Annotated in this window: 18 protein-coding genes; 11 read left to right on the forward strand and 7 right to left on the reverse strand. The window is 74.6% G+C overall.

The window, feature by feature from the left end; all coding sequences use genetic code 11:
- Nucleotides 1–11: 11 nt before the first annotated feature.
- Entirely contained in the window at nucleotides 12–587 is a 576-nt protein-coding gene (locus ABTX81_RS20045) for a pyridoxamine 5'-phosphate oxidase family protein (RefSeq protein WP_350547482.1), read from the reverse strand.
- Nucleotides 588–1,161: 574 nt separating this feature from the next.
- Here ABTX81_RS20045 and ABTX81_RS20050 point away from each other — a divergent pair.
- The 11 genes from ABTX81_RS20050 to ABTX81_RS20100 all read left to right on the forward strand — a co-directional run bounded on the left by ABTX81_RS20050 (nucleotide 1,162) and on the right by ABTX81_RS20100 (nucleotide 13,863).
- Entirely contained in the window at nucleotides 1,162–2,841 is a 1,680-nt protein-coding gene (locus tag ABTX81_RS20050) for a condensation domain-containing protein (protein WP_350547485.1), read from the forward strand.
- A 79-nt stretch (nucleotides 2,842–2,920) separates the two neighbouring features.
- A complete protein-coding gene (locus ABTX81_RS20055) occupies nucleotides 2,921–3,790 on the forward strand; it encodes a diiron oxygenase (RefSeq protein WP_350547488.1) in 870 nt (289 codons plus the stop codon).
- 59 nt (nucleotides 3,791–3,849) lie between these two features.
- Entirely contained in the window at nucleotides 3,850–4,716 is an 867-nt protein-coding gene (locus ABTX81_RS20060; RefSeq protein WP_350547491.1) for a class-II aminoacyl-tRNA synthetase family protein, read from the forward strand.
- Nucleotides 4,716–5,738: an NAD(P)H-dependent flavin oxidoreductase gene (locus ABTX81_RS20065; RefSeq protein ID WP_350547494.1), complete on the forward strand. Its 1,023-nt coding sequence runs from the start codon at nucleotides 4,716–4,718 to the stop codon at nucleotides 5,736–5,738. Before ABTX81_RS20060 ends, ABTX81_RS20065 begins: the two co-directional genes overlap by 1 nt.
- A gap of 22 nt (nucleotides 5,739–5,760) precedes the next feature.
- Nucleotides 5,761–6,006, forward strand: a complete 246-nt coding sequence (locus ABTX81_RS20070; protein WP_350547497.1) for an acyl carrier protein — start codon at nucleotides 5,761–5,763, stop codon at nucleotides 6,004–6,006.
- Between the two features lie 12 nt (nucleotides 6,007–6,018).
- A complete protein-coding gene (locus tag ABTX81_RS20075) occupies nucleotides 6,019–7,917 on the forward strand; it encodes an ABC transporter ATP-binding protein (protein WP_350547500.1) in 1,899 nt (632 codons plus the stop codon).
- Nucleotides 7,914–9,698, forward strand: coding sequence for an ABC transporter ATP-binding protein (locus ABTX81_RS20080; RefSeq protein ID WP_350547503.1), 1,785 nt, complete (start codon nucleotides 7,914–7,916; stop codon nucleotides 9,696–9,698). Before ABTX81_RS20075 ends, ABTX81_RS20080 begins: the two co-directional genes overlap by 4 nt.
- 81 nt (nucleotides 9,699–9,779) lie before the next feature.
- Nucleotides 9,780–10,034: an acyl carrier protein gene (locus ABTX81_RS20085; protein WP_350547506.1), complete on the forward strand. Its 255-nt coding sequence runs from the start codon at nucleotides 9,780–9,782 to the stop codon at nucleotides 10,032–10,034.
- Nucleotides 10,035–10,112: 78 nt separating this feature from the next.
- Nucleotides 10,113–11,249 (forward strand): FAD-dependent monooxygenase, encoded by a 1,137-nt coding sequence (locus tag ABTX81_RS20090; RefSeq protein ID WP_350547509.1) that lies wholly within the window; start codon nucleotides 10,113–10,115, stop codon nucleotides 11,247–11,249.
- A gap of 50 nt (nucleotides 11,250–11,299) precedes the next feature.
- Nucleotides 11,300–12,943: an amino acid adenylation domain-containing protein gene (locus tag ABTX81_RS20095; RefSeq protein ID WP_350547512.1), complete on the forward strand. Its 1,644-nt coding sequence runs from the start codon at nucleotides 11,300–11,302 to the stop codon at nucleotides 12,941–12,943.
- A complete protein-coding gene (locus ABTX81_RS20100; RefSeq protein WP_350547514.1) occupies nucleotides 12,940–13,863 on the forward strand; it encodes a beta-ketoacyl-[acyl-carrier-protein] synthase family protein in 924 nt (307 codons plus the stop codon). The genes ABTX81_RS20095 and ABTX81_RS20100 overlap by 4 nt, the downstream gene beginning before the upstream one ends.
- A gap of 35 nt (nucleotides 13,864–13,898) precedes the next feature.
- Here ABTX81_RS20100 and ABTX81_RS20105 read toward each other — a convergent pair whose 3' ends face one another.
- The 6 genes from ABTX81_RS20105 to ABTX81_RS20130 form a co-directional block, all read right to left on the reverse strand.
- Nucleotides 13,899–14,759 carry an alpha/beta fold hydrolase gene (locus ABTX81_RS20105; protein WP_350547516.1) on the reverse strand — a complete coding sequence of 287 codons (861 nt, stop codon included), beginning with the start codon at nucleotides 14,757–14,759 and terminating at the stop codon, nucleotides 13,899–13,901.
- 115 nt (nucleotides 14,760–14,874) lie between these two features.
- The gene (locus tag ABTX81_RS20110; protein WP_350547519.1) at nucleotides 14,875–15,570 is read right to left on the reverse strand and encodes a formyltransferase family protein; all 696 of its coding nucleotides are present in this window, start codon (nucleotides 15,568–15,570) and stop codon (nucleotides 14,875–14,877) included.
- Nucleotides 15,567–16,829, reverse strand: coding sequence for a cytochrome P450 (locus ABTX81_RS20115; RefSeq protein WP_350547522.1), 1,263 nt, complete (start codon nucleotides 16,827–16,829; stop codon nucleotides 15,567–15,569). Before ABTX81_RS20115 ends, ABTX81_RS20110 begins: the two co-directional genes overlap by 4 nt.
- Entirely contained in the window at nucleotides 16,826–18,607 is a 1,782-nt protein-coding gene (locus ABTX81_RS20120) for a beta-ketoacyl synthase N-terminal-like domain-containing protein (RefSeq protein ID WP_350547525.1), read from the reverse strand. Before ABTX81_RS20120 ends, ABTX81_RS20115 begins: the two co-directional genes overlap by 4 nt.
- A gap of 56 nt (nucleotides 18,608–18,663) precedes the next feature.
- Entirely contained in the window at nucleotides 18,664–20,496 is a 1,833-nt protein-coding gene (locus tag ABTX81_RS20125; RefSeq protein ID WP_350547528.1) for a non-ribosomal peptide synthetase, read from the reverse strand.
- Nucleotides 20,493–26,528 carry an acyltransferase domain-containing protein gene (locus ABTX81_RS20130; protein ID WP_350547531.1) on the reverse strand — a complete coding sequence of 2,012 codons (6,036 nt, stop codon included), beginning with the start codon at nucleotides 26,526–26,528 and terminating at the stop codon, nucleotides 20,493–20,495. Before ABTX81_RS20130 ends, ABTX81_RS20125 begins: the two co-directional genes overlap by 4 nt.
- Between the last annotated feature and the right edge of the window lie 155 nt (nucleotides 26,529–26,683).

The raw sequence follows: 26,683 nt of genomic DNA on the forward strand, positions 1-26,683 counted from the left end.
GGCCCCGGGTCTCAGGAGCTGCGGCCGACCGGGTCGGACTCGCCGGCCGAGAGGCCGGGGAGTCCGTCGATGCTGGCGCGGTTGTGGGCGGCCCGGTAGGCGCGGGTCTCCTGGACGTCGTGGCGGGCCGCCCAGCGGTCGAGCGTGCTGCGCTCCTCGATGAGCGACATCCGGGGGACGCCCCAGCCGCAGGAGTCCGAGATCCGGTCGCAGTGCACCACGATGATCGACCGCACGCCCGGGTGCGGTCCGAACTTGGCCAGCAGTTCCGGGAATTCGGGTTCGTGCAGGGTGACGACGCGCCCGGTCCCGTAGAGCCGGACGATGATCGCCCGGCGGTCGAAGCCGCAGAACATCACGGTGATCCGGCCGTTGTCGCGGACGTGGGCGACGGTCTCGATGCCGCTTCCGTCCAGGTCGAGATAGGCCACCGTGGTGTCGTCGAGCACCGTGAAGGTGTCGGCGTACCCCTTGGGCGAGACGTTGACGCGGCCGCCCTCGGAGGGCGCGGTCGCCACGAAGAACATCGGCTGCTGCTCGATGAACGCCCGGGTCTGGGCGTCCAGTCGCTGGTAGACATTCCCCATGCCACGAACCCATCGTCGATATTCCGGCAGGATGGTGCCGGGGGAGTCCGCGGTCGCCGGAGCCGTCGCTCCGGGGTGTCCGTCCAGGCGTCATTGCCGAGAAGGCGCGTGAAATCCGCGCAGTGAAATCCCCCGATTTCCAGTGGCCCCTGGGAATGCTGCGGGAACGGCATGCCGCCATTCCCGTCCCGAGCCCCGGTCAGCATGCCAGCCGACCGTGGGGCGGGCAACCCCGATCGGTGCGGGATCTCGAATCCTGAGACCCTGAGGTGTGGTCAAGTCGGGCAAGTCGTGCCAGATTTGGTGCAGTCACGCCTGATCAGCGCAAGGGCGGGCGAAGCCGGGGGATCGGACCGCCGGGCGGGCGGGTGACGCCGCCCGGCGGCCTATTTGGTCTAGACAACCGATCGCAGGGCTTGCTAGCTTCGCATTTGTTGATCACCGGAACGAGCCCGCCGATGCGTGGACTTCGGACTTTCACATCCGCTCCTCGGAACATCGGGGCCGGCCGCTTCTTCCGTCGATTTCGCCGTACGTCTCCACGCGGGATGGGGCCTGAATTCGGGGTGTTCAGATGTCTGTTCGCGAATCTCGCGCCGTATCCGTGCGCTTCGCCGGCCTCCGGGCCGGTTCGGCGCCGCTGAGCTGGGGGCAGCATGCGATCTGGAAGTCCATCAAATGGCTTGGCGCACAGGCCCATTACTTCAACATCCCGCGCACCCTGGCGGTCCCCGCGGGGTGCTCGACGGACCAGGTCGTCGACGCCGTCTGGCGGTTGATCGACCGTCACGAGGCGCTGCGCACCACCTTCTCCGAGACGCCGGACGGGCCGGTGCAGACCGTGGCCGGCGACGGCGCGGCCGAGGTGGCCGTGTTCACCGCCGAGCGGCCGGTCCCGCCCGAGGAGGCGGCCGCGCTGGCCCAGCGGCTCGCCGACCGGCCCTTCGACCACGCCACCGGGTTCGGCATGCGCTACGCGGTGGTGACGGTCGACGGGGCGCCGAGCTGGCTGCTCCTGGTGGTCTCCCACCAGTGCACCGACTTCTACGGCATCCGGCTCCTGGAGGCCGAGTTGCGGACCCTGCTGGCCGGCGGGGAGCCCGACCCGGTCGACTGGTACCCGCTGGACCAGGCCCGCTTCCAGCAGGAGGGCGAGGGCGCGGCGCGCGGCCGGGCCTCGCTGGACTTCTGGCGCCGGACGCTGACCCGGGTGCCGCGCTCGCACTTCGACTTCGCGCCGGCCGGGACCGACCCGGAGGACCCCGAGCGGTTCGTCCGGCTCCGGCTGGACTCACCGGCCGGCGCGGTGGCCGCCGACCTGCTCGCCACCCGGTGCCAGGTCAGCACCAGCACCGTGCTGCTGACCGCCGCGGCGGCCGTGATCGCGGCCTACTCGGGGCACGACACGGCCGTGCTGCAGCTGATCGCCGGCAACCGGAACGAGCCCCGGCTGCGCGCCATGGTGGGCGCCCAGACCGAGAACGCGCTGTTCGTGCTCAAGCTGGCGGACGGCACCTTCGAGGACGCGGTGCGCCGCTGCTTCCTGCCCGGCATGTCGGCCTACCGGTTCGGCGAGTACCACCCGCCGTCCATGGACGCCGTGCACGACGAGGTCCGGCTGCACCGGGGCGTCGGACTCGACCTGTCGTCCTTCTTCAACGACGTGCGGATGAACGACCGCTGGGAGTCGCTGCCGCCGACCGACGGGTCGGCCGAGCAGCTCGCCGAGCTGGCGCGGCGCAGCACCGTCTCCTTCATCGGGGCCTGGCCGCGGCAGGACGCCAAGTACTTCGTCCACGTCCAGTACATGCCCGACACCCTGCACCTGTTCCTGATGGCGGACACCGCCTACCTGCCCCGGCCGGTCGTCGAACGGCTGCTGCGGGCGATGGAGGACCTGCTGGTCCGCAGCGTGCACGGCGAGGTCGCGGTCCGCGAGGCGGCCGGACCGGAGCGCGCCCACCGGCCGGAGGGCTGGGCCTTCGCCGACGCCTGCTGGTTCGACCCGGCCGAGACCGGCCGGCTGGTCTCGGCGGCCGCCGACGGCGCGCCGGTGCGGGTCGCCGTGACGCAGGACGGCCCGGCCCGGCTGGTGGCGGACCTGACCGCCACCGGGCCGGCGGTCGACCTGGCAGCCCTGCACCGGGCGGTGGTCGCGCTCGTCGACGGCCGCACCGATGTCGTCGCCCCCCACCACTACCGCGTGTTCACCCCCTCCGGCGAGCTGCTCGCCGAGGGCTCGGGCCGTCCGTAGCCGGGCCCCTCGTAGCCGTGCCCCGCACCGCCGGGGCACCGGCGCCCCATGACCGACCAGCGGAGAGAGGCCACCACCCATGACCACTGCCACGATCTGGGACCGCGAGGTCCAGGCGGCCGTCGACCGGCTCACCCGGGCGGCCGAGAACGAGTACTACAACCCCTACAAGACCTTCGACTGGCCCGAGGCCATCGAGCCCGGCGCCAAGTGGCTCAGCGACGACCTGCTGAGCGTCCACGGCACCGGCCTGGAGGGCGAACTGACGCCGGAGCAGCTCCGGCTGCTGGGCAAGTGGGAGAGCATCAACTTCTACAGCCTCAACGTGCACGGCATCCGGGAGCTGATCCTGGAGGTGGTCAACCGCATCCACATGCCCGGCTACGAGATCCCCACCCGGTTCTTCCACCACTTCGTGGGCGAGGAGAACGAGCACATGTGGTTCTTCGCCGAGTTCTGCCTGCGCTACGGCGGCCGGATCTTCCCCGACCTCACCATGGCGTTCCCGCGCCAGGAGTTCTCGGCGGAGTTCGAGAACTTCATCGTGTTCAGCCGGATCCTGGTCTTCGAGCAGATCGTCGACCACTTCAACAGCCGGATGGCGGCCGACCCGACGCTGCCGGAGACCATCCGGGCGATCAACCGGATCCACCACCAGGACGAGTCCCGGCACATCGCGTTCGGCTGCCAGCTGGTGCGCGCCGTCCACGAGCGGCTGGTCGCCGCCGGTGACGAGCGCGAGCTGGCGGCCGCGGCCGAGTACGTCGAGCGCTACATCACCCTGACCCTGCAGCAGCTGTACAGCGTCGAGGCGTACCGGTCGGCCGGGATCGCCGACCCGCTGGCGTTCCGCGCCCGGGTGCTGGCGGCCCCGGCGCGGGCCGCCGCGCACGAGCAGATCGCCGCCCGGACGTACGCCTTCTACCGCCGCATCGGCATGCTCGGCTGACCCGGCCGCCGCCACAGCGCCACCCCGTACCCGCCGCCCTCAGAGGAGTCCCCACCGCCATGTCCGACACCGCACTCGCCCCCGCCCTGCGGGACCCCGGCCCGGGGCTGGTCGTGCTGGAGCCCGACCGCGCCCGGCTGTTCCAGGAGCTCGACGCCCTCTTCGCCGGCATCGCCGACCGGCTCGCGGGCCGCCCCGTGCTCGGCCCGGCGCTGCTGCCCGCCGCCGGGCTCGCCCGCCTCGACTACTTCCGCAACTTCCCGCACCTCGGGATCGCGGCGGCCCGGTTCGACGAGCAGGCCGTCGAGCGGCTGTCCGCCGGCACGGCCCCGCAGGAGCTCGCCGGCGGCGTGGCGCCCACCGGCTACCTGCTGCCGTCGGCGACCTGCTACGGCCTGCTGCTCTCGCTGGAGGGCGCCGAGGTCGGGCCGGGCCTGCGGCTGACCGCGGTGGGCCGCTGCTTCCGCAACGAGACCCACTACGAGGGCCTGCGCCGGCTCTGGGGCTTCCACATGCGCGAGGTGCTGTACGTCGGCACCCAGGACGGCGCCGCCGCCCACCTGGCCCGCTCCAGGGAGCTGATCCTGGCCCTGGCCGGGGAGCTCGGGCTGGAGCTCGGCTACGAGCCCGCCAACGACCCGTTCTACGACAAGGACGGCTCGCGGGCCCGGCTGACCCGGCTCGACCCGGTGAAGTACGAGTTCACCGCGCCCGACGGCACGGCGATCGCCTCCGTCAACCGGCACCGCAACTTCTTCGGCGAGCGGCTCTCGCTCACCTCGGACGGCGCCACCGCGCACAGCTCCTGCACGGCGTTCGGCGTCGAGCGGTGGGTGCACGCGATGCTGCTGGCGCACGGCGACGCCGGCCGGGCCCTGGAGCGGGTGGCGGCCGTGCGCGCCGCCCGCGCCGACCACCCCGCCTGATGCGGGACCCGGCGGTGGCCGACGCCCGGCTGGCCATCGGGGCGCGGGCGCTCGGCGTGCGCTTCCCGCTGGTGCAGGCGGGCATGGGCGGCGTGGCCGGCCCCCGGCTGGCCGCCGCGGTCAGCGGGGCCGGCGCCCTCGGCACCGTCGCGCTCTACCGGAGCACCCCGGCCGGCTGCGCCCGGCTGGTCGCCCGGACGGCGGAGCTGACGGACCGGCCGTTCGCGGTCGGGGTGGTGCCCGAGGTCGCCGGGCCGCTCCTGCTGGCGGAGCAGCTGGCCGCCGTGCTGGCCGCCGCCGACCGGCCGCTGGTGCTGACCAGCTTCGGCCCGCCGCCGGCCGGGTTCTCGGCCACCGCGAAGGCGGCCGGGCACCGGCTGCTGGTCCAGGTCGGCTCGCTGGAGGAGGCCCGGGCGGCGCTGCGGCACGGCGCCGACGTGCTGGCGCTGCAGGGCGAGGAGGCCGGCGGGCGGCACCTGGGCGGCACGGCCGTCCGGCGGCTGCTGGCCGAGGCGGTCGCCGGACGGCTGCGGGTCCCGCTGCTGGTCGCGGGCGGACTGCACAGCGGCCGCCAGCTGCGGGCGGCCGCCGCCGCGGGCGCCCACGGCGCGCTGGCCGGCACGCTGTTCGCCGCCGCCGCCGAGTCGGACGCCCACCCCGAGTACCGCCGCGCCCTGGTGGCCGCCGGACCGGGCGCGACGGTGGTCACCGACCGGTTCGCGCTCGGCTGGCCCGGACGCCGGCACCGGGTGCTGGCCGGGCCGGTCACCGACGCCGAACGACCGCCGCCCGCGGCGATCGTCGGCTGGCTCACCCAGGACGGCGTCCGCCACCCCGTGCCGCGCGGGGCCGCGACCGTGCCCACCGTCCGGGTCGAGGGCGCCGTCGACCAGATGGCCCGCTACGCCGGGACGGGCAGCGCCGCGATCCGCGCGGTCCTGCCCGCCGCCCGGCTGATCGAGCGCCTGCGGGCCGAGAGCGCCGCGGGCGCACCAGGATTCCCCCCTTCCCACCCCCAGTGACACTCCCAGTGAGGACCGCACCGTGCAGAGCATCATCGAGTGGATCGAGCAGAAGAACCCGGACCTGCGGGAGGAGATCCTGCCGGACACCGACCTCATCGAGGCCCGGCTGATCAACTCGCTCGACTTCCTGGAGTTCATCTACCTGCTGGAGCAGGTCTCCGGCCGCACCGTCGACCTCGACCAGGTCACCGTGGACGACTTCCGCTCGCTCAACCGGATCCGCGAGGTCTTCCTCACCGGTCCCGCTCCGACCGCCGCAGGCTGAGACGAGGCTCCCGTGCAGACGACTTCCCCTCTGGGCGGCTACCTCGCCCGGCGGGCCCACCGCTGGCTGCCGGTGCTGCGGCTGCTGCCCCGGGCCGGGCGCGCCACCGTGCTGCTCGCGGTGGCGTTCAACGCCGCGCTCGGGCTGCTCCCGCTCGGCTTCGTCTACGGCATGAGCCTCGCCCTCGACCGGCTGCCGGCGGTGGCCGACGGCGCCGGGGGCTGGGGCCGGGTGACGGCGGCCTTCGCGCTGGCGATCGGCGCGTTCGTGGTCCAGCAGGTGCTCGCCCCGTTCCAGCCGGCGCTCAGCGAGTCGGTCGCCCGCCGGGTGGACGGCTACTGCGTGCGCCGGCTGATGGCCCGCTCGCTCACCGGCGCCCCGCTGGCCGCGCTGGAGGAGCAGGCCTGCCTGAACCTGCTCAGCGACACCCGGACGGCCTTCGACCGGATCACCTCGACGCCCGGCGACGCGGTCGCCGGCACCCTGTCGCTGATCGCGCGGTACACCCAACTGCTCGGCGCCGCCGTCCTGGTGGCCGTGGTGCTGTCGCCCTGGGCGGGCGCGCTGGCGCTGCTCACCGCACTGGTCATCCGGTTCGGGCAGCGCGGTTCGCTCGGCCGGTTCGCCGCGCTCTGGAAGGGTCTGGCGGGCGCCCGCCGGGAGATCGACTACCTGCGCGGCACCGGCGCGGGCTCCGCGGCGGCCAAGGAGATCCGGATCCTCGGCCTGGCCGACTGGTTCACCGCCCGGCACGCCGCCGAGAGCGGACGCTACCTCGCCCGGCTCTGGGAGGGCCGCCGGCGGATCCTGTTCTGGCCGTTCGTCGGCTTCACCCTGGCCGGCCTGCTCGGCGGCGCCCTGGTGCTCCGCGAGCTGGCCGACGCGGCCGCGCACGGACGGCTCGACCTGCTCGCCCTGGCCGTCGCCCTCCAGGCGGTGCTGATCCCGATGCGGTTCGGCGTGTACTTCCCGGAGAGCGACACCAAGACCCAGTTCGGCGTGCAGGCCTACCACGCGCTGCTGGAGTTCGAGCAGCTGACGGCCGCGCCGGCCACCGCCGACGGCGCGGCCCGCACGGCGCTGCCGGACGGCCGCCCCGAGCGGTCGGTCCGCTTCGAGCGGGTCGGCTTCCACTACGGGGCGTCCGGCCCCGCGGTGCTGGACGGGCTGGACCTGGAGCTGGAGGCCGGGCGCTCCACCGCGATCGTCGGCTTCAACGGCGCCGGCAAGACCACCCTGGTCAAGGTGCTCACCGGCCTGTACGCGCCGGTGTCCGGCCGGCTCACCGTCGACGGCACCGACCTCGCGACGGTCGAGCCCCGGGAGTGGCAGCGCCGGATCGGCGCGATCTTCCAGGACTACGTCCGCTACGAGCTGACCGCCCGGGAGAACATCGTGCTGGGCGCGCCCGGCGTGCTGGACCCGGCGGCCTCCCGGGCCGCCGTCGAGCGGGCGGTCGACCGGGCCGGTGCCCGCGAGCTCGTCGACGCGCTGCCGTACGGCCTGGACACCGTGCTCTCCCAGCAGTACGAGAACGGCCAGGACCTGTCCGGCGGGCAGTGGCAGCGCCTGGCGCTCGCCCGGGCGCTCTACGCGGTGGAGGCCGGCGCCCGGCTGCTGATCCTGGACGAGCCCACCGCCCAGTTGGACGTCCGCGCCGAGGTGGACTTCTTCGACCGCTTCCTGACCACCACCGCCGGGCTGACCAGCGTGATCATCTCGCACCGGTTCTCCACCGTCCGGCGGGCCGACCGGATCGTGGTGCTGGAGGGCGGCCGGGTCGCCGAACAGGGCAGCCACGACGAGCTGATGGCCGCCGACGGCCGGTACGCCGAGCTGTTCCACCTCCAGGCCCGGCGCTTCGAGGACGCGCCGACCGACCCCGACCCCCTGCTGGAGGTGACGCCGTGAAAGCCCTGGCCCGCATCGCGGTCCTGCTGATCTCGATGGCCCTGCGCGGCAGCCGGGGCCGGCTCTACGGCTCGGTGGCCCTGCTGCTGCTCGGCTACCTGGCCACCCCGGGCATCGCCCTGCTGCTGCGCCGGTTCACCGACGCCGCGCTGGCCGGCCACGCCGGCACGGCCGGCACCCTGGCGTTCGGCGCCGTCGCGCTGCTGCTCGCGGAGCTGATGTTCGGCCACTTCGCCCACCTGCTCTACTTCGAGCTCGGCGAACTGGAGGAGTCCGCGCTCCAGGAGGAGCTGCTGACCCTCTCCAACGGCACCCACGGCCTGGAGAACCACGACAGCCCGGAGTTCGCCGACACCCTGGTGCTGATCCGCGAGGACCTGCCGAAGACCCGGGCGGCCCTGGAGGCGCTGCTCCAACTCGGCGGACTGACCCTGCAGATCCTGATCAGCACGGCGATCCTCGCCACCCTGAGCCCCTGGATGGTGCTGCTGCCGCTGGCCGCCGTGCCCCCCGTGGTCCTCGGCCGGCGCGCCCAGGCCCTGGTCGAACGCGCCAAGGAGCAGGCCGCCCCGCAGATCCGGCTCGGCCGCCACCTGCTGGCGCTGGCGACCACCGCGGCCTCGGTGAAGGAACTGCGCCTGTGCGGCACCGAGACCGAGCTGCTCGCCCGCCACCGCGCCGCGTGGGACACCACCACGGCCACCCTGCGCCGGGCCCACGTCCGCGCCGCCGCCCTGCGCGCGGCGGGCCAGACGGTCTTCGCGGCCGCCTACGGCGGCGTCGTCCTGCTGATCCTCTGGCAGGCCGGCCACGGCCGGGCCGGCCTCGGCGACGTCGTGCTGGTGATCACCCTCGCCGCCCAGGTGAGCGTCCAGGTGGCCGGCGCCCTCGGCCTGCTGACGGTGCTCCAGGGCGCCGGCCGGATCGCCGAGCGGATGGCGGACCTGCGCCGCTGGTCGGCCGGCACGGTGCGGCCCGGCGGGGAGCGGGCGGCCCCGGAGTCCCTGCGCGAGGGCATCCGGTTCGAGAACGTCGGCTTCGGCTACCCCGGCAGCGACCACAAGGTGCTGGACGGCGTGGACCTGTTCATCCCGGCCGGCCGCACGGCCGCGCTGGTCGGCGAGAACGGCGCGGGCAAGAGCACCGTGGTCAAGCTGCTCTGCGGGCTCTACCAGCCCACCGAGGGCCGGATCCTGGTCGACGGCGTCGACCTGCGGGAGCTCTCCGCGGAGCAGTGGTCGCGGCGGATCGCCCCGCTCTTCCAGGACTTCGCCCGGCTCGAACTGCTGCTGCGCGAGAACGTCGGCGTCGGCGCGCGGGAGTCCATCGGGGACGACGCGGTGCTGACCGCCGCGCTGGCCCGGGCCCGGGCGGAGCGGATCGTCGAGCGGGTCCCCGGCGGCCTGGACGGCCTGCTCGGCCGCGGCTACGGGGACGGCGCGGAGCTGTCCGGCGGCCAGTGGCAGACCCTCGGCCTGGCCCGCTGCCTGGTCCGCCGCGATCCGCTGCTGATGCTGCTCGACGAGCCCGCCTCCGCCCTCGACGCGGCGGCCGAGAACAGCCTGTTCGAGCGCTTCGGCGACGAGGCCGCGCTGGCCGCCCGGGCCCGCGGGGCGGTCACCCTCTTCGTCTCGCACCGCTTCTCCACCGTCCGGATGGCCGACCTGATCGTCGTGCTGGAGAACGGCCGGGTGCTGGAGAGCGGCAGCCACGCCGAGCTGATGGCCAACGACCTGACCTACCGCGAGCTCTACGACCTGCAGGCCCGCGCGTACCGCTGAGACCGAACCCCGCTGAGACCGAACCCCGCCGGGACCAGAACCCCGCCGGGACCCGAACCCCTGGCCCGAAGGAGCACCCGGATGACCCGCGAACAGTTCTACGAGAAGTTCATCGCCCTGCTGCAGGAGGTCAAGCCCTTCCCGGGCGAGGCCCCGCAGCCCACCAGCCGGCTCTGGGAGGAGGGGTACGTCGACTCGCTCGCCCTGCTCGACATCGTCGCCTTCCTGGAGGACCTGGTCGGCCACGAGATCGACCTGACCGGCGACGCCATCACCGCCTTCTACACCATGAAGGCCATGTACGACGCCCACCTCCAGGACCGGGACGACGCGTAGCCGCACCGGACGTTCGTCCGGACGTCTCGGATGTATCGGACGTTTCGGATGTTTCGGAAGCTTCGGAAGGAGAGACCCATGCACGCCGACGCCCTCGTGGTCGGTGCCGGCATCGCGGGACTGACCACCGCCGCCCGGCTCCTCCAACTCGGGCTGCGGGTCGACGTGGTGGACCGGGCCGACGGGATCCAGGCGGCCGGGGCCGGGATCATGCTGCACCCCAACGCCCTCGCCCACCTCGACCACCTCGGGCCCGCCCTGGCCGCGGCCGGCCGCCCGATCGCCCGCCAGATCACCACCGACCCGGACGGCACGGCGGCCGCGCTCGACTGGGCCGCCGTCTGGGGCGGCGACCGGCTGCCGCTGGCGATCCAGCGCCGGACGCTGTCCGACCTGATGCTGCGCCACCTGCCGCCGGACACCGTCCGCTGGTCCGCCGAGCCGACCGGGCTGACCCGGGCCGACGACCACGTCGAGGTGGCCTTCGCCGACGGCGACACCCGCCGCTACGGCGTGGTGCTCGGCGCGGACGGGATCAACTCCTGGACCAGGCGCCACGTCGATCCGGCGGCGCGGCCGCGGTACCTCGGCCACCTCTACTGGCGCACCACCGTCGAGAGCGTGCCGCCGTTCGACTTCGACGACTGGCGGATCTGGCGCTCCGGCGGCCACTTCTTCGGCGGCATGCCGATCGGGGGCGGGCGCCACCACGTCTTCCTCCAGGCCGGGCTGGCGGACCCGCCGCGGGTCGCCCCGGACCGCGCCTACGCCGAGATGGCCGCGATCGCCGCCACCATGGGCCCGGCCGTCGACGCCCTGGTCCGCTCCCTGGACCCGGAGGACCGCTACAACGTCCGCCCGGCGCAGGGCCTGTCCGTCGAGCGCTGGGCCGACGGCCGGGTGGCGCTGGTCGGCGACGCCGCGCACTCCTTCTCGCCCGCCACCACCCAGGGCGGGGCGATGGCGATCGAGGACACCTCGGTGCTGGCCGACGAACTGGCCCGCCACGGCGTCGGCCCGGCGGCCCTGGCCGCCTACCAGGCCCGGCGGCTGCCCCGGGTGCGGGACTTCGCCCGGATGGCCCGGCTGCACGGAACGCTGTCCTCCGCCGTCCAGGCCCGCCTCGCCCCGGGACGCACGCCCGGCGACGGCACGCCGACCGGCTCGGCGGCCTGGTTCCGCCGGCTCTACCGCCCGTTGATGGACGCGGCCTGACCGGCCCCCGGCAGCACAGGAGAACGACCCATGACCGGAAGGACACCCCGATGACCGGTAGCCGCAGCGCCGGCCCCCACGGGCCGAGCACCCTCGCCGGGGCGGTGCGGCCGATCACCGTCGCCAGCGTCGTCGAACTGATCCACCGCCGGGCCACCGCCCGCCCGGACGCCCCCGCGCTCGTCCACGGCGAGCGGACCTGGAGCTTCGGCCGGCTCCGGCAGCGCGTCCTGGAGCTCGCGGCCGGCCTCGCCGAGGCCGGCGTCACCGAGGGCGACCGGGTGCTGCTCTGGGCGGACCGCACCCCCGAGGTGGTCGCCGCCGCACTCGCCGTTATGGCGCGCCGCGCCGCCTACGTACCGCTCGACCCGACCTTCCCCGCCCAGCGGGTGGAGGCCATCGCGGCCGGCTCGGAGCCGGTGCTGCTGCTGCACGACGGCGGGGCCGACACGATCCAGCCGCCGCCGCTGCCGGTGCCCCGGATCGACCTGGCGGACCTCCCGGCGCTCCGCGAGGCGCCGCTCCCGGAGCTGCCCGGGCCCGCGGACACCGCCTACGTCATCTTCACCTCCGGCTCCACCGGCACCCCCAAGGGCGTCCTGGTCGAGCACCGCTCGCTGGCCAACTACGCGCTCTGGTGCGCGCACACGGTCGGCCTCGCGGACGGCGCCGACGGCCTCGGGGACGGCGGCAGCCCGCTGTTCGGCAGCCTCGGCTTCGACCACGCCCTCACCTCGCTCTGGCCCGCGCTGACCGCCGGGCGGCCGGTCACCCTGCTGGCCGGGGTGTGGGACCAGCAGACCCTGTTCGCCCCGCGCCGCCACCCCTACACCCTGCTCAAGGTCACCCCCTCGCACCTGCGGTTCTTCGAGCGCACCGCCCGGCCCGCCTACCGCGACGCCACCCGGCTGCTGATGTTCGGCGGCGAGGCCCTGGACCCCGCGCTGATCGCCTCGGCGGGCGAACGCCTCGCCGGGGTGCGGCTGATGAACCACTACGGGCCCACCGAGGCCACCGTCGGCTGCTGCTTCAACGAGTTCGACCCGGCGGCGGTGCGCGGCCTGCCGAGCGTGCCGATCGGCCGGCCGATCTGGAACACCCGGGCCTATCTGGTGGACGACCGGCTGCGCCCGGCGCGCCCCGGAGAGCCGGCCGAACTGGTCGTCGCGGGCGCCGGGGTGGCCGCCGGCTACCTCGGCCGCCCGCCCGGGGACCCGTTCATCGACGAGGCCGACCTCGGCGGACCGGCCGGCCGGGCCTACCGGACCGGCGACCGGGTGGAGCTGCTGCCCGACGGCACCCTGCTCTACCTGGGCCGGGCCGACGACCAGCTCAAGGTCAGCGGCTACCGGGTGGAACTCGGCGAACTGCGCCGGCACGCGCTCGCCGTCCCCGGGGTCGGCGACATCGCCTTCGACATCGTCGCGGGCGCGGTCGAGAGCCTGGAGGCCTACCTGGTCCTGGCCGGCGCCGCACCGGCGTCCCCGGAGGCCGGGGAGGCCGCCGTGCGGGCGGTGCGCCGGGCCCTCGCGGCGGCGCTGCCGCCCACTCTGGTGCCGCGCCGGATCCGGGCCGTCCCCGAACTCGTGCTCAACGTCAACGGCAAGTGCGACATCGCGGCGACCCGGGCCGCCGCCCAGGCGTCCGCCGCCGCCCCCCAGTCCCGTCCGGGCCGATCCCAGGAGCACGTGTGAACACCGACCGCGAACCGGCCGTCTACCTCTCGGGCATCGCGGTCGAACTGGGCCGCCGGGTCCCGATCGCCGAGCTCGACGACCCCTCGGTCGCCGCCGAGCTGGAGAACCTGCACGCGGGCGGCCTGCGGCACTGCCGGGTCGCCGGGCAGGACGTCGTCGAGCTCGCCGCCGCCGGTGCCCGCCGGACCCTGGCCGCCGCCGGACTGACCGCCGTGGACGCCGTGGTGCACGCCACCGACTCCCCGTACCGGGAGACCGCGACCAAGGACGGCTGGGCGGTGCTCGCGGGCGCCGGGGTGCCGACCGCGCCGACCGTGGTGGTCGGCGGCAGCGCCTCGGCCAACCTCGCCGCCGCCCTGCGGGTGGCCACCGGGCTGCTGACCGCCGAGCGGCTCGACACGGTGCTGCTGGTCAGCGCCGACCGGGTCACCGGGGCAGGGCGCTACCAGCCGGTCGGCGTCACCGTGCTCAGCGACGGCGCGGCCGCCTGCGTGGTCGGCGCCCGCCCGTACGGGCCGGCCTACCGGGTGCTCGGCGTCTCGACGGCGATCAAGGCCGACGCGGTCGAGGTGAGCAACTCGCTCAAGGCCGCCCAGCTGGTGAAGCTCGGGGTCACCGAGGCGCGCGAGCGGCTGCTCCGGACGCTGCCCGAACCCGACCGCGGCTTCCGGCACCTGATCACCGGGAACTACAGCCTGGCGACCCGCACCTTCCTCGCCCGGCTCTGCGGAACCGACCCGGCGGCCGTGCACACCCCGGCGGTCGCCGAGCTCGGCCACAGCTACTCGGCGGACCTGCTGCACGGGCTGGAGTCGCTGCGCGAGCGGGGCCTGGTCGAGGAGGGGGAGCGGGTCCTGGTCCTCGCCACCAGCCCGCGCTCCTGGTCGATGATCGCGCTGGAGTACGCCGGGGGCTGAGCGGCCGGGCGCCGCGTCGGACGCCGCCTCGGGCGCTACCCGGCGTCCAGGAACGCGCCGACCAGCGCGGTGAAGCGCCCGGGCTCCTCCACCCACGGGCGGTGGCCGGACTCCGTGAGGACCTCCAGCCGGCTGCCCGGGTGGGCGGCCGCCGCCGCGCGGGCCGGCGCCGTTCCGACCATGCCGTCCGAGGCGCCGGCCACCACCAGGACGGGGGTCCGCGCGGCACCCAGCCGCGCGACCCGCTCGGCGAGATCGCGCGGACCGGCCGAACCCGCGTAGAAGGCCTCCCGCAGCCACGGGTGGGCGCAGGCCCACTCCGGCGGGTACTCGGCCGTCCGCTCCTCGGTCCAGCGGTGCCAGAAGAACGGCAGGATCCGGCGCTGCAGGGCCGCGAGCTCCTCGCCGGAGTGGCCGCCGCCCGCCAGCAGCAGGTCCGCCGCCGCCGCGTCGGCGTACCACGGCTCGGCGGACCGCGAGGCCCGCAGCTCCGTCAGCTCCTTCTCGTCGACCTCGCGCCCGGCCCGCCCGACCGGCGCGACCAGCACGGCGCGCCGCGCCCGTCCGGGGAAGGCCGCCAGGTACTCCTGGGCGGTCAGGCAGCCGGCCGAGTGGGCCAGCAGGTCGAAGTGCTCCAGGCCCAGGTGGACCCGCAGGGCCTCCAGGTCACGGGCCTGTTCGACGAAGGAGACGGTCCGCCGGTCGGCCGGCACCCCGGAGCGCCCGGCCGCCCTGGCGTCCGCCAGCACCAGTCGCCGCCACCGGTCCAGACCACCGAGGTTCCCCAGGTAGCGCAGGTCCATCCCGGGGCCGCCCGGCAGCACCACCAACGGCTCACCGTCCCCGGTGACTTGGTACCAGATCGGGCAGTCGTCGTAGGACGGGAGGCTCGGCATGATCGTCAGCCTTCCATGCCGGAACCCCGTTTGTCATCAGCGAAGATGGGCGGGATCCGGTGCGGCGCGCCGCGGCCCCGCGCGTCCGGTGCGCGGGGCCGCGGTACGGGCGGGGTCACCGTTCGTGGAGCGCCCAGCTGCTGCTCTCGACCTTCACCGAGCCGGGCAGCGCGATGAGTTCGGGCTTGAACAGCGGCGCCGCGCCCATCGCGGGCTCCCAGGTCGCCAGCTTCTCGTCCTGGGGGACCTCGATGTGCCGGCCGGCCGCGAGGTCGGCCACCACCCTCAGCAGCAGGCGTACCCCGAGCGGGGCCAGGTGGTCGCGCCACAGGCTCTGCGCGGTCGAGCCGGGGGGCACGAACAGGTGCTCCTGGGCGGCGAGCGGTCCGGCGTCGGTGCGCTCGGTGAGGTGGTAGACGCTCCCGCCGGTCACCTTGTCGCCGTCCCGGATCGTCCACCGGATCGCGTCCCGGCCGCGGTGCAGCGGCAGCAGGCTGGGGTGGTAGCCGATGGTCGCGATGCCGGCCCGGGCGCGGGTGCGGCGGCCGAGGAACGCGTGCGAGTGCGCGGCGATGATGAGGTCCACGCCGTCCGGGATGTGCTGGGCGCGCAGTTCGGCGGAGTCCGTCCACGGCAGGTCCCGGTGGAACGCCCAGGAGCGCAGGCGGTCCCAGCACATCGCGTCGCCCTCGTCGGACCTGCCCTTGCGCAGCCGGGGGGCCGCCGCGCCGACGATCTTGTGCCCCTGGTCCAGCAGGGCTTCCGCGACCTGTACCGCGAACGCCCCTTGTCCCGAGATGTAGATGTTCACCTGTCCTCCTGCGCTCGCCGGTCCGGCGCTGCCAGCCCGGAGTGGTCGGGGTCGAACCGCACCGGCATCGTGGAGAACCCGGTCAGGAAGTTGGACCGGATCGCCGTCGCCTCGCCGGTCTGCTCGAAGCCGGTGGTGAAGTCCCGCAGGGCCGTGAGCAGTTCGGCGATCTCCACCTTGGCCAGGTACGAGCCGACGCAGAAGTGCGGCCCGTAGCCGAAGGCCAGGTGCTTGTTGGGGGTGCGGCCGAGGTCGAACACCTCGGGCCGCTCGAAGACCCGCTCGTCACGGTTGCCGGAGGCGTGCCAGAGCGTGACGACCTCGCCCGGCCGCAGCCGCACGCCGTGCAGCTCGGTCTCCCGTTCGACGCTGCGCCCGAAGTGCATGGTGGGCGACGCCCAGCGCAGCACCTCGTCCACGGCCGTCTCGACGGCGACCTCGCCCCGCTTGAGCCGGCGCCACTCCTCGGGCCGGGCCGCCAGGGTGCGGACGCAGTCGATCATCGTCAGCCGGCTGGTCTCGTCCCCGCCGATGATCAGGCTGTAGCAGTTGAGCACCACGTCCTCGTCGGAGAGCGGCACACCGTCGATGGAGCTGGCGATCAGCATGCTGATCACATCGTCGCCGGGCGATTCGCGCCGCTCCTCGACCACGTCCATGAAGTACATCAGGATCTCGTTGCGGGCCATCTCGGAGTCGACCTCGTCCACGGAGTCGTCGTCGGCCGACAGCGCGGTCTTGGTCAGGCTGAGCAGGTAGTCGCGGTCCTGCTCGGGCACGCCGAGCAGATTGGAGATGGTGGTCATCGGGATCCGGCCGGCGATCTGCTCCGCGAACTCGCAGCCGCCGGACTCGACGGCCGCGCGGATCCAGCGCCGGGTGTTGACCCGGACGGTCCGCGCGACCTGGTCGAGCACCCGCGGCGAGAGCACCCGCTGGAGGATCTTGCGCAGCTCCAGGTGCCGGGGCCCGTCGGTGACGGCCAGCATCCGGCCGGCGCCGGCGTCACCGCCCTCCAGCAGGGTGACCAGCACATTGCCGCGCTGGGAGGTGAAGTTCACGTTGTCCCGGTAGGTGGTCAGGATGTCCTCGTGGCGGGAGAGCACCCAGAAGCCCCGGCGGCCCTCGGCCGGCGGGTTCCAGTGCAGCGGGGCGGTGTCCCGCAGGGTGCGCCAGAACCCGGTGAGGTCGTGGTCCGCGAAGGTGGCCGGGTCGCCCAGGTCCACCACGGTGTCCGGTGCCGGGGTACGCACGCTCACCAGTCCGTGCGCCAGAAGCGGCGCGGCCGGAACGGGTAGGTGGGCAGCGGCACCCGGTGGCTGGTGCCGCCCGCGTGCAGGGCCTCGAAGTCCACCTGACGGCCGGTCACCCAGGCGGCGGCCAGCTCGGCAAGCGCCGCCGCGTCGGTGCCCGACGGCACGATGCCGTGCTCGCCGCGCCCGAAGGCGTCCGGGTCGGTGCGCGGGGCGGCGGCGGTCGAGGCGGCCGCGCCGGCGGCGTCGTCGGCCAGCGCCGCGATCAGCTCCGCGCGGCTGCGGACCACGGCGGCCCAGCGGCGGGCCATCACCTTGCGGCCGAGGTTGAGGCTGAAGCAGACGTCGTCCAGCCGGAGTCCGGGGTCGGCCTCCAGCCACGCCCGCAGCCGGGCGCGCTGCTGCGCCAGCGCCTCGTCGTCCAGCGCGGACAGGGTGGCCAGCCGGGGCCGGCCGGTCTCCTCGGGGGCGCGCTCGGCCGCGGCCGGCGCCTCCTCCAGCAGCAGGTGCGCGTTGTAGCCGCCGCCGCCGATCGAGGTGATGCCCGCGCGGCGGATGCCGGACTCCGGATCCCAGTCCGCCCCTTCGAGCTGCGGCACGAAGGGGGTGGCCGGGAAGTCGAGGTCCGGGTTGACCTCGGTCAGGTTGATCGTCGCCGGGAGCGTCCGGTGGTACAGCGACAGCGCGGCCTTGATCGCGCCGAAGCCGCCCGACACCACGCCGCCGTGGCCCACGTTGCCCTTGACCCCGCCGATCGAGGTGGTCGCGGTCTGCTTCCCGAAGGCCATGCTCGCCGCGTGCACCTCCAGCTCGTCGGTCATCGGCATGCCGAGGCCGTTCGCCTCGTACATCGACACGGTGTCCGGGGTGACGCCGCCGACCTCCATGGCGCTCGCGATGCAGGCGCTCAGCCGCTCGGGCTGGGCCAGGCCGTAGGCCATCGCGCTGACACCGTTGTTGTTGACGGCCGAGCCCTTGACCACGGCGTAGAGGTGGTCGCGGTCGGCGACCGCCCGGCCGAGCGGCTTCAGCAGCACGGTCACCACGCCGCTGGACAGCGCGGTGCCGGTGCCGCGGGCGTCGAACGGGCGGCAGTGGCCGTCCCTGGACAGGATGCGGTTCTCCTCCCACAGGTGGCCGCGCGGGTGCGGCAGGCGGACCATCGCGCCGCCGGCGACGGCCAGGTCGGTCTGGCCGAGCAGCAGCGACTGGCAGGCCAGGTGCACCGCGTAGTGGAAGCCCGCGCAGACGGCGGCGACCGTGACGGCCTCGCCGGTGAGCCCCATGTAGTACAGCGCGTTGGAGGTCATGGTGTCCGGCGACCAGGCCAGGCTGGCCTCGATCGCCTCCGGGCCGACCGACACCCGGTCCGGCGGGGAGCTGTAGAGCGCGGCGGTCTGCGGGTTGTTGGCGCCGTACATGCCGACCTCGGCCTTGAGCCGCTCCGGGTCGTAGCCGCCGTCCTCCAGCGCCTCCCAGGCGCTCTCCAGGTAGAGCCGGTTCTCCGGCGTCATCGCGGCCGCCATCCGGTCGCTGATGCCGAACACCGACGGGTCGAACTGGTCGTAGGTGTCGAGCACGCCGCAGGCCCGGACGTAGAACGGGCTGTGGATCAGGGTCTCGTCGACGTGGATGTCGTCCTTGGCCAGGAAGCTGATGGACTCCCGGCCGTGGACCAGGTTGTCCCAGAACTGCTCCTTGGTGCGGGCGCCGGGCGCCCGCAGCGACATGCCGATGACGGCGACGTCGCCCGGGTCGTACTCCTGCTCGGGGGTGTCGGTCATGGGAAGGCTCCTGCTTCGTGTCGAGGGAGGGTGGCTGAGTGACGTGCTCCGGCGGCTCAGCGGCCGGTGGCGCCGCCGCCGCGCCCGCGCAGCGCGGTCCGGCGGGCGGTGGCGCGCCGGCGGGCCGACTCGACCACCTCGGAGGCGGCGCCGCTGTCGTCGTCGAGCCAGCGGGCGAGGGAGGCGATGTCCCGGAAGCTGAACAGGTCGGGCACCCGCACGCGCCGCTCGAAGCGCCGGGTCATCAGCCGGGCGAGCCTGACCAGCAGCAGCGAGTCGCCGCCCAGGTCGTAGAAGGCGGACTGCACGTCGATGCCCGCGGGGTCGAGGTCGAGCAGTTCGCCCCAGATCTCCGCCAGGGCCACCTCGGTCGGCGTGGCGGCGGCCGTCAGTGGTCCGCCGGCGCCGGCGGCCGGCGGCTCGGGGAGCGCGTTGCGGTCGAGCTTCCCGCCCGGGCCCAGCGGCAGGGCGGCCAGGAACACCAGGGTCGACGGCACCATGTACTCGGGCAGTTCGACGGCGAGCCGTCCGGTGATGGCGCTCTGCAGCCCGGCGTCCAGCCGGGGGCCGTCGGGCGCGGCGCCGTCGCCCGCGGGCACCACGTAGCCGATCAGCCGGGTGCCCCGGACGGCGGCGGCGGCCTCCCGCACCTCGGGGCAGCCGGTCAGCCGGGCCTCGACCTCCTCCAGCTCGATCCGGTAGCCGCGCAGCTTGACCTGGTGGTCGGTACGGCCGAGGAACTGGAGTTCGCCGTCGTCGGTGAACCGGACCAGGTCACCGGTGCGGTACATCCGCGCCTCACCGCCGGCGAACGGGTCCGGCAGGAAGCGCTCGGCCGTGGTCTCCGGCCGGTTGACGTAGCCGTGCGCCACGCCGGCGCCGCCGAGGAAGAGCTCGCCCGGCTCACCGGCCGGGACCGGCGCCAGGTCGCCGTCCAGCACGTAGACCCGGTCGGTGGCCGTCGGCCGGCCGATGGTCGGCTCCTCGGTGCCCTCCTCCGGCACCGGCCCGAAGGAGCAGAACACGGTCCCCTCGGTGGGGCCGTAGGCGTTGAACACCCGGACGGCGGTGGTCTCCCGGTAGGCGCGGTCCACCAGCTTGCGGCGCAGCGCCTCGCCGCCGAACACGATCGAGCGCACGTTCGGCGGCAGCGCGCCGGCGTCCAGCAGGCCGTTCATGACCGACGGGACGACGTTCAGATGGGTGATCCGGTCGGCGTACCGGCTCTCCGCCAGCTGCACGGCGCTCTCCACGAGGATCACGGCGCCGCCGCGGCAGAGCGCGTTGAAGACCTCCATCACGGACATGTCGAAGCAGACCGAACTGGCCGCCGAGATGCCGCTCAGGTCGCAGCCCTCCAGGGCGCGGTCCAGCTCGGCGAGCATCGCCACCAAGCCGCTGTGCCGCACCGCCACGCCCTTGGGCCGGCCGGTGGAGCCCGAGGTGTAGATGATGTACGCGGTGTCCTCCGGCACGACCGCCGCGGGCTTCGCGCCCGGCTCGGTGGTCACGGTCTCGCCGAGCACCACCAGGGTCGGGCCGGTCGGGCAGTCGCCCCGGGAGACGGGCGTGGTGAGCACCAGCCCGGTCCCGCTGTCCTGGACCATGAAGGCCAGCCGGTCGGCCGGGTAGTTCGGGTCCAGCGGCAGGTAGCAGGAGCCGGAGCGCAGGACCGCCAGGAGTCCGACCAGCAGGTCGGGGGTGCGCTCGACGCAGAGGCCGACCGGGACGCCGGGCCCGGCGCCCTCGGCGGTCAGCCGTTCGGCCAGCAGCCGGGAGCGCTCCTCCAGCTCGCCGTAGGTCAGGACGCCGGCGTCGGAGTAGACGGCGGTCGCGTCGGGGTTCTTGACCGCTTGCGCGAGGAACTCGGAGTACAGGGTGTCGGTCACTGGTCCGTCTCCTTGGGGAGGCCGGCCGGCGTGAGGTCGCCGAGGGCCAGGTCGGGGCGGGCGATCGAGTCGAAGAGCACGGTGCGGTAGAGCGCGAGCAGCGCGGTGACGGTCCGCCGGTCCAGGTAGCTCGGCTTGAACTGGACGTGGCCGGCCACGCGGCCGTCGATGTCGGCCATCGAGATCTCCAGGTCGAACTTGGCGAGGTGCCGGCGGACCTGGAGCGGTTCCAGGGGCAGGGCGCCGTCGGGGGTGAGCGGGTCGCCGACGCCGTGGAAGAGCTTGACGGAGCGCGGGAAGGCGTCCGAGGAGAGCCAGTTCACCACCACGTCGAACCACGGCGAGCGGCCCTCGACGCGCGGCGGCTTCAGCTGGGAGGCCAGCAGGTCGAGCGGGTAGTCCATGTGCTCCAGGAGGCCCAGCGAGAAGGCGTGCACCTCGCCCAGCAGGGCGCGGAAGCTGCGGTCGGGAGCCGGGTTGGCCCGGACCAGCACGGTGTTGAGGTAGTAGCCGACGGCGGACTCCCAGCCGGGCTCGGACCGTTGGGCGATCGCGGTGGCCAGCACCGCGTCCTCGGTGCCGACCGCGCGGTTGAGGGTGGCGAAGAACCCGGCCAGCACGACGGTGCTGACCGACACGCCCTCGCGCACCGCGAACTCCCGCAGCAGGCGGCTCTCCTCGGCGCTCCAGCGGAACGCGAGGTCACGGCCCTCGTAGGTGACGCCCGGCGGCCGCTCCTTGTCGGACAGGTCGAGGTGGGCGGGTGGTTCCTCCAGCTGGCGCGACCACCAGTCCAGCGCCGCGTCGGCCGCCGGCCCCGCCAGCCACCGCCGCTCGCGGGCGACGAACTCGGTGTACGGGGCGGCCGGTTCGCGCTCGGCCGGGTCGGCGCCCTGGTAGAACTCCTGGATCTCGCGGATCATCACATCGGCCGACGCGGCGTCCGAGGCGATGTGGTGGACGAGCACCAGCAGGTAGTGGTCGGCCGGTTCCCGGGTCAGCAGGACGATCCGCACCAGCGGCCCGTTGTCCAGGTCGAGCGGTTCGTGGCCGCGGCGGGCGAGTTCCTCGCGGGCCTCCTCGGGGTCCAGACCGGAGCCGTCGACCACGGTGAACTCGTACACCGGCTCGTCCAGGATCACCTGGTACGGGTGGCCGCCGGCCTCCACGAACAGCGTGCGCAGGGCGGGGTGGCGGTCCAGGACGGCGCGGACGGCGCGTTCGAGGGCCCGCTCGTCGATCGCGGTGCGGATCCGGGCGGTCACCATGAAGTTGTAGGGCACGGCGTCCGGGGCGACCATCTGCATGAACCAGAGCGAGGCCTGGCCGTGCGAGGCCGGGGCGACCCGGAGGCCGAGGCCGTCGGCGCGCAGCTGCTCCAGGGCCGGTCCGTCGGTGGGCTCCAGCAGCCCGCGGGCGTCCAGTTCCTCCACCAGCTCCTCGGCGTCCAGCTCGGACAGCTCGTCGAGGAAGCTCCGGTGCGGCTCGGGTGCCGGCTCCGGTGCGAGGACCGGCACCGGGACGGCGGCGGGGGGGACGGGGGCGGGGGCGGGGACGGGCGCCGGGGCGGGCGCGGCCGGCGCGCCGTCGAGGGCGACGAAGTGGGCGACGACCTCGGCGATGCTCCGGCCGTCCAGGAACACCACCGGCGAGACCCGGTGGCCGAGCAGCGACTGCATCCGGTTGACCAGGCGGATCGCCAGCATCGAGTCGAGGCCGAAGTCGCGCAGGGCGGCGCCGGCGTCGAACCGGCTCACCGGCACGCCCAGGGCGTCGGCGAGTTCGGCGAGCACGACCTCCTCCAGCGGCCGGGCCGCCGCCGGCTCGACCGTCCGCACCGTCTCCACGGGAGCCGGCCGGGGCACGGCCACGGTGGCGGCGGCCTGCGCCGGCGCCGGGGCGGCCTCGCGCCGGGGCTCGGTGTCGATCCAGTGGCGCTCCTTCTGCCACTGGACCAGCGGCGTCTCCACGACCTCGACGTCATCGGCGAACAGCGAGTCGAAGACCAGCGGCAGGCCCCGGACGTACAGCGAGGCGGCGGCGCCCAGCAGACAGCGCAAGTCGCTCTCGCCGCGCCGCAGCGAGTTGATCGCGTGCACGCCGGTGGCGCCGCGGGTGAAGGCGATCTCCTCGACCGCGCCGCGCAGCGTCTCGTGCGGGCCGATCTCGATGAAGGTGCCGACACCCCGGTCGACCAGCGCGCCGATCGTCTCGGCGAACCGGACCTGGTCGCGCAGGTTGTGCACCCAGTAGTCGACGTCGGCGACCGGGTTCACCGTGTCGGCCAGCGCCGTGGAGTGGAAGTCGATCCGCGGCGGCAGCGCGGTGATGCCCTCGATGCGCTCGCGCAGCGGCTCGATCAGCGGGTCCATGCCGGGGCTGTGCACCGGCCGTTCGACCCGGATCCGGCGGGTCGGCACGCCGTCCCGCAGCAGCTCGGCCTCCAGGGCGTCGACGGCCTCGGGCGAGCCGGAGACCGCCGCGCTGGTGGGGCTGTTGACCACCGCGACGGCCGCCTGCCCGGTGTGGCGGGCGAGCCGCGGCAGCAGCTCCGCCTCCGGGAGGTCGACCGAGATCATGGCGCCCGCGGCGGCCTTGTGCTGGAGCAGGTGCGAGCGGGCCACCACGACCCGGGCGGCGTCCTCCAGGGAGAGCGCCCCGGCGACGCAGGCGGCCGCGGCCTCGCCCAGGCTGTGCCCGACGACCGCGGCCGGCTCGATGCCGAGGTCCAGCCAGACCTGCGCCAGCGAGACCTGGAGCGCGAACAGCACGGGCTGCTGGAAGTCCATCTCCTCGTACCTGGCCCGCTCGGCCGGCGCGGCGAGCAGGTCGAGCACCGAGTGGCCCCCGGCCGCCCGCACGGCGGCGTCGCAGGCCCGCATCCGGCGGCGGAACCCGGCGTGCGTGCGCAGCAGTTCGCGGCCCATGCCGACCCACTGGGTGCCGCCGCCGGAGAACACCAGCGCCACCCGCCGGTCGGGGGTGCCGGAGACCGCGCCCGTGACGACGTCCGGGTGCGGCTGCCCGGCGGCGACCCGGGCGAGGCCGTCCAGGACGTCCTGCCGGTTGCGGGCGAGCAGGGCGATCCGGTGGCCGTGGTGGCTGCGCCGGGCGGCGAGGGTGTAGGCGAGGTCGGCGACCCGCAGGCCCGGGTCGCGTTCGACGTGGTTGGACAGCTCGCGGCAGGTGTCGGTCAGCGCCTCCGCGGTGCGGGCCGAGACGGTGACGAGCTGCGCCGGCCCGTCCGGTGCCGCGTCGCCGTGGCCCGGTGCGAGGTGCCGCCCCCGGTCGCCCGCGAGGAACGGGTGGGCGGCGACGGGCAGTCCGGCGGTGTACAGGGCGCCGAGCGAGCCGAGCAGGACGGCGGCCTCGTCGGCGCCGCGCCGCAGCGAGGGCAGGGTGACCGCGGGCAGGATCTCCGCCACCGACTTGAGCAGGACGGGGTGCGGGCTGATCTCGATCACCGCGTCGACGGCGTGGCCGCGCAGCTCCGTCAGGGCGTCGACCATCCGGATCTCCCGGCGCAGGTTCTCCGCCCAGTACTCCGGCCCGAGTTCCGCGCCGTCGACGAGGGCGCCGGTGACCGAGGAGATCATCGGCACCCGGGTGGTCCGGGGCACGATGCCGTCGAGTTCGGCCTTCAGCGGGGCGAGCACCTGGTCGACCAGCGGGGAGTGCGGCGCGTGGCCCATCCGCACCCGGTGGTTGGTGACGCCGTCCTCGGTGAGCCGCCGGACGAGCTCGTCGATCTCCTGCGGGGTGCCGGTGACCAGGGTGGAGCCCAGCCCGTTGCGGCCGGAGACGGTGAGCCCGCCGCTCAGGTACGGCTCGACCGCGTCGACGGGGGTCATCACCACGATGCCCTCGCCGCGCCCCACCGCCAACTGCTGGAGCAGCCGGCCGTGGTGGGCGGCCAGCCGGGAGGCGTCGTCGAAGTCGAGCGCGCCGGCGATGTGCGAGGCGGCGAACTCGCCGACGCTCTGGCCCAGCACGACGTCCGGCTCCACGCCCAGCGCGCGCCAGGTCTCGGCGAGCGCGACCTGGAGCGAGAACAGCAGCGGCTGGAAGACGTCCATGTCGTCGAGGCGGCCGTCGGGGGAGAGCAGCTGGTCGACCAGGGAGAAGCCCAGCAGCTCCCGCATCCGCCGGTCGGAGGCCATCATGGAGCGGCGGAACACCGGCATGCCGGCGAGCAGTTGGCGGCCCATGCCGACCCACTGCGAGCCGTTGCCGGAGAACAGGAATGCCACCTTGGGCCGGCGCCCGGCCGGCTCTCCGACGCTCAGTCCGGGGGCGCTCGCACCGGCGGCGAAGGCGTCCAGTCGGGTCCTGAGCTCGGCCATGTCCTGGGCGGCGGCGGCCAGCCGGAACGGGCCGTCACCCGGGGTGCGGCGGCAGAGCGCGCGCAGGTCGCTCTCGTCGCGCAGCGCCAGCGCCCGTTCGGCCAGCGCCTCCCGGCTGTCCGCGGCCAGCAGGAGCAGCGAGCTCTCGGGGCGCGGCAGTTCCTCGACGGCGACGTGGCAGATCGCGCCGCCGAACCCGAAGGAGCTGACGCCGCCGCGGCGGGCGTCCGAGCGGCGCGGCCACGGCGTCAGCCGGTCCTGGACGGTGAGGTTGTAGGCGTCGAACATGATCTGCGGGTTCGGCGCGCTGTAGTGCAGGCTCGGCGGCAGGACGCCGTTGCGCATCGACAGCGCCAGCTTGACCAGGCCGACGATGCCGGCGGCCGCCTCCAGGTGCCCGACGTTGGACTTCACGGAGCCGAGCCGCAGCGGTACCGCGCGCTCGCCGCCGCCCAGCACCGCGCCGATGGCGTTGGCCTCGATCGGGTCGCCGAGCGGGGTCGCGGAGCCGTGGCACTCGATGTAGTCCACCAGGTGCGGGTCGATGCCGGCCCGCTGGTAGGCGGTGCGGAGCATCTTCTCCTGCGCCTGCGGGTTCGGCGCGGTCATGCCGTTGCTCAGGCCGTCGTTGTTGGAGGAGCTGCCCTTGATCAGGCAGTACACCGGCAGGTCGCGCTCCAGGGCCACGCTCAGCGGGGCGAGCACGACGACGCCGGCGCCCTCGCCGCGGACGTAGCCGTCGGCCCGGGCGTCGAAGGACTTGCAGCGGCCGTCGGGGGCGAGCGCGCCCATCGCGTCCATGGCGGTGTAGTAGTCGGAGACGAAGCTCAGGTTGACGCCGCCGGCCAGCACCAGGTCGCTCTCGCCCAGCCAGATCGACTGGCAGCCGACGTGCACCGAGACCAGCGATCCGGCGCAGGCGGCGTCGATCGCCATGCTCGGGCCCTGCAGGCCGAGGACGTAGGAGACGCGGTTGGCGATGATGCCGTCGTGCATGCCGGTCGCGGTGTGCGGGGTGATCTGGGCGTCGGGGCCGCGGTAGTGCGCGAGCGCGGCGTAGTCGCCCCAGCAGGAGGCCATGAAGACGCCGGTGTCGCTGCCGACCAGGCTGTGCGGCGCGATGCCGGCGTCCTCCAGCGCCTCCCAGGACAGCTCCAGGATCAGCCGCTGCTGCGGGTCCATCTGGACGGCTTCGCGGGGCGAGATGCCGAAGAACAGCGGGTCGAAGCGGTCGATGCCGTCGATGAAGCCGCCCCAGCGGACCCGGTCGTTCAGCAGCTCGCGCCGTGCGGCGGGCACCGGTCCGACGGCGTCGCCGCCCTCGACCAGCAGCCGCCAGAAGGCGGACGGGTCCGGCCCGCCGGGGAACCGGCAGCCGATGCCCACGATCGCGACGGGCTCGTTCGAGGGCGCGCGGCGGACGGTGGTGCTCGGGGCGGGCCCGGCGGCCCGCGGGCCCGCGACCAGGGCCCGGGCCAGGCCGTCGACGGTCGGGTACTGCCACATCCAGGTGGCAGGTACCTGCCAACCTAGGAATTCGGTGAGGGCGGCCGCGAGGGAGACCGACCTCAGCGAGTCCAGTCCGTAGCGGTGCATCGGCGCCAGGCGGTCCACCGAGGCCGGGGGGACGTCCAGCAGTTCGGCGAAGCGGGCGAGCAGGAACTCCGTGACGGCGGGCAGGTCTCGCACTGCGCGTCCTTGGGGCATGGCGACTCCCTCAGCAGGGCGGATGGACGGACGGGTGGGGGGCATCGCCACCACCCCCGGGCTCCGGCTGGACGCGGTGGTCACCGCCAACCCGGACCGCCGGGCGCAGCTGCGGCGCGAGCACCCCGACGCCCGCG

The organism is Kitasatospora sp. NPDC097605, assembly GCF_040302725.1.
Classification (GTDB): domain Bacteria; phylum Actinomycetota; class Actinomycetes; order Streptomycetales; family Streptomycetaceae; genus Kitasatospora.

Excerpts from the sequence above, each read along its gene's own strand:
- ABTX81_RS20055 (WP_350547488.1), top strand. The coding sequence starts at position 2,921 with ATGACCACTGCCACGATCTGGGACCGCGAGGTCCAGGCGGCCGTCGAC.
- ABTX81_RS20085 (WP_350547506.1), top strand. The coding sequence starts at position 9,780 with ATGACCCGCGAACAGTTCTACGAGAAGTTCATCGCCCTGCTGCAGGAG.
- ABTX81_RS20090 (WP_350547509.1), top strand. The coding sequence starts at position 10,113 with ATGCACGCCGACGCCCTCGTGGTCGGTGCCGGCATCGCGGGACTGACC.
- ABTX81_RS20105 (WP_350547516.1), bottom strand. The coding sequence starts at position 14,759 with ATGCCGAGCCTCCCGTCCTACGACGACTGCCCGATCTGGTACCAAGTC.
- ABTX81_RS20050 (WP_350547485.1), top strand. The coding sequence starts at position 1,162 with ATGTCTGTTCGCGAATCTCGCGCCGTATCCGTGCGCTTCGCCGGCCTC.
- ABTX81_RS20095 (WP_350547512.1), top strand. The coding sequence starts at position 11,300 with ATGACCGGTAGCCGCAGCGCCGGCCCCCACGGGCCGAGCACCCTCGCC.
- ABTX81_RS20120 (WP_350547525.1), bottom strand. The coding sequence starts at position 18,607 with ATGACCGACACCCCCGAGCAGGAGTACGACCCGGGCGACGTCGCCGTC.
- ABTX81_RS20060 (WP_350547491.1), top strand. The coding sequence starts at position 3,850 with ATGTCCGACACCGCACTCGCCCCCGCCCTGCGGGACCCCGGCCCGGGG.
- ABTX81_RS20065 (WP_350547494.1), top strand. The coding sequence starts at position 4,716 with ATGCGGGACCCGGCGGTGGCCGACGCCCGGCTGGCCATCGGGGCGCGG.
- ABTX81_RS20045 (WP_350547482.1), bottom strand. The coding sequence starts at position 587 with ATGGGGAATGTCTACCAGCGACTGGACGCCCAGACCCGGGCGTTCATC.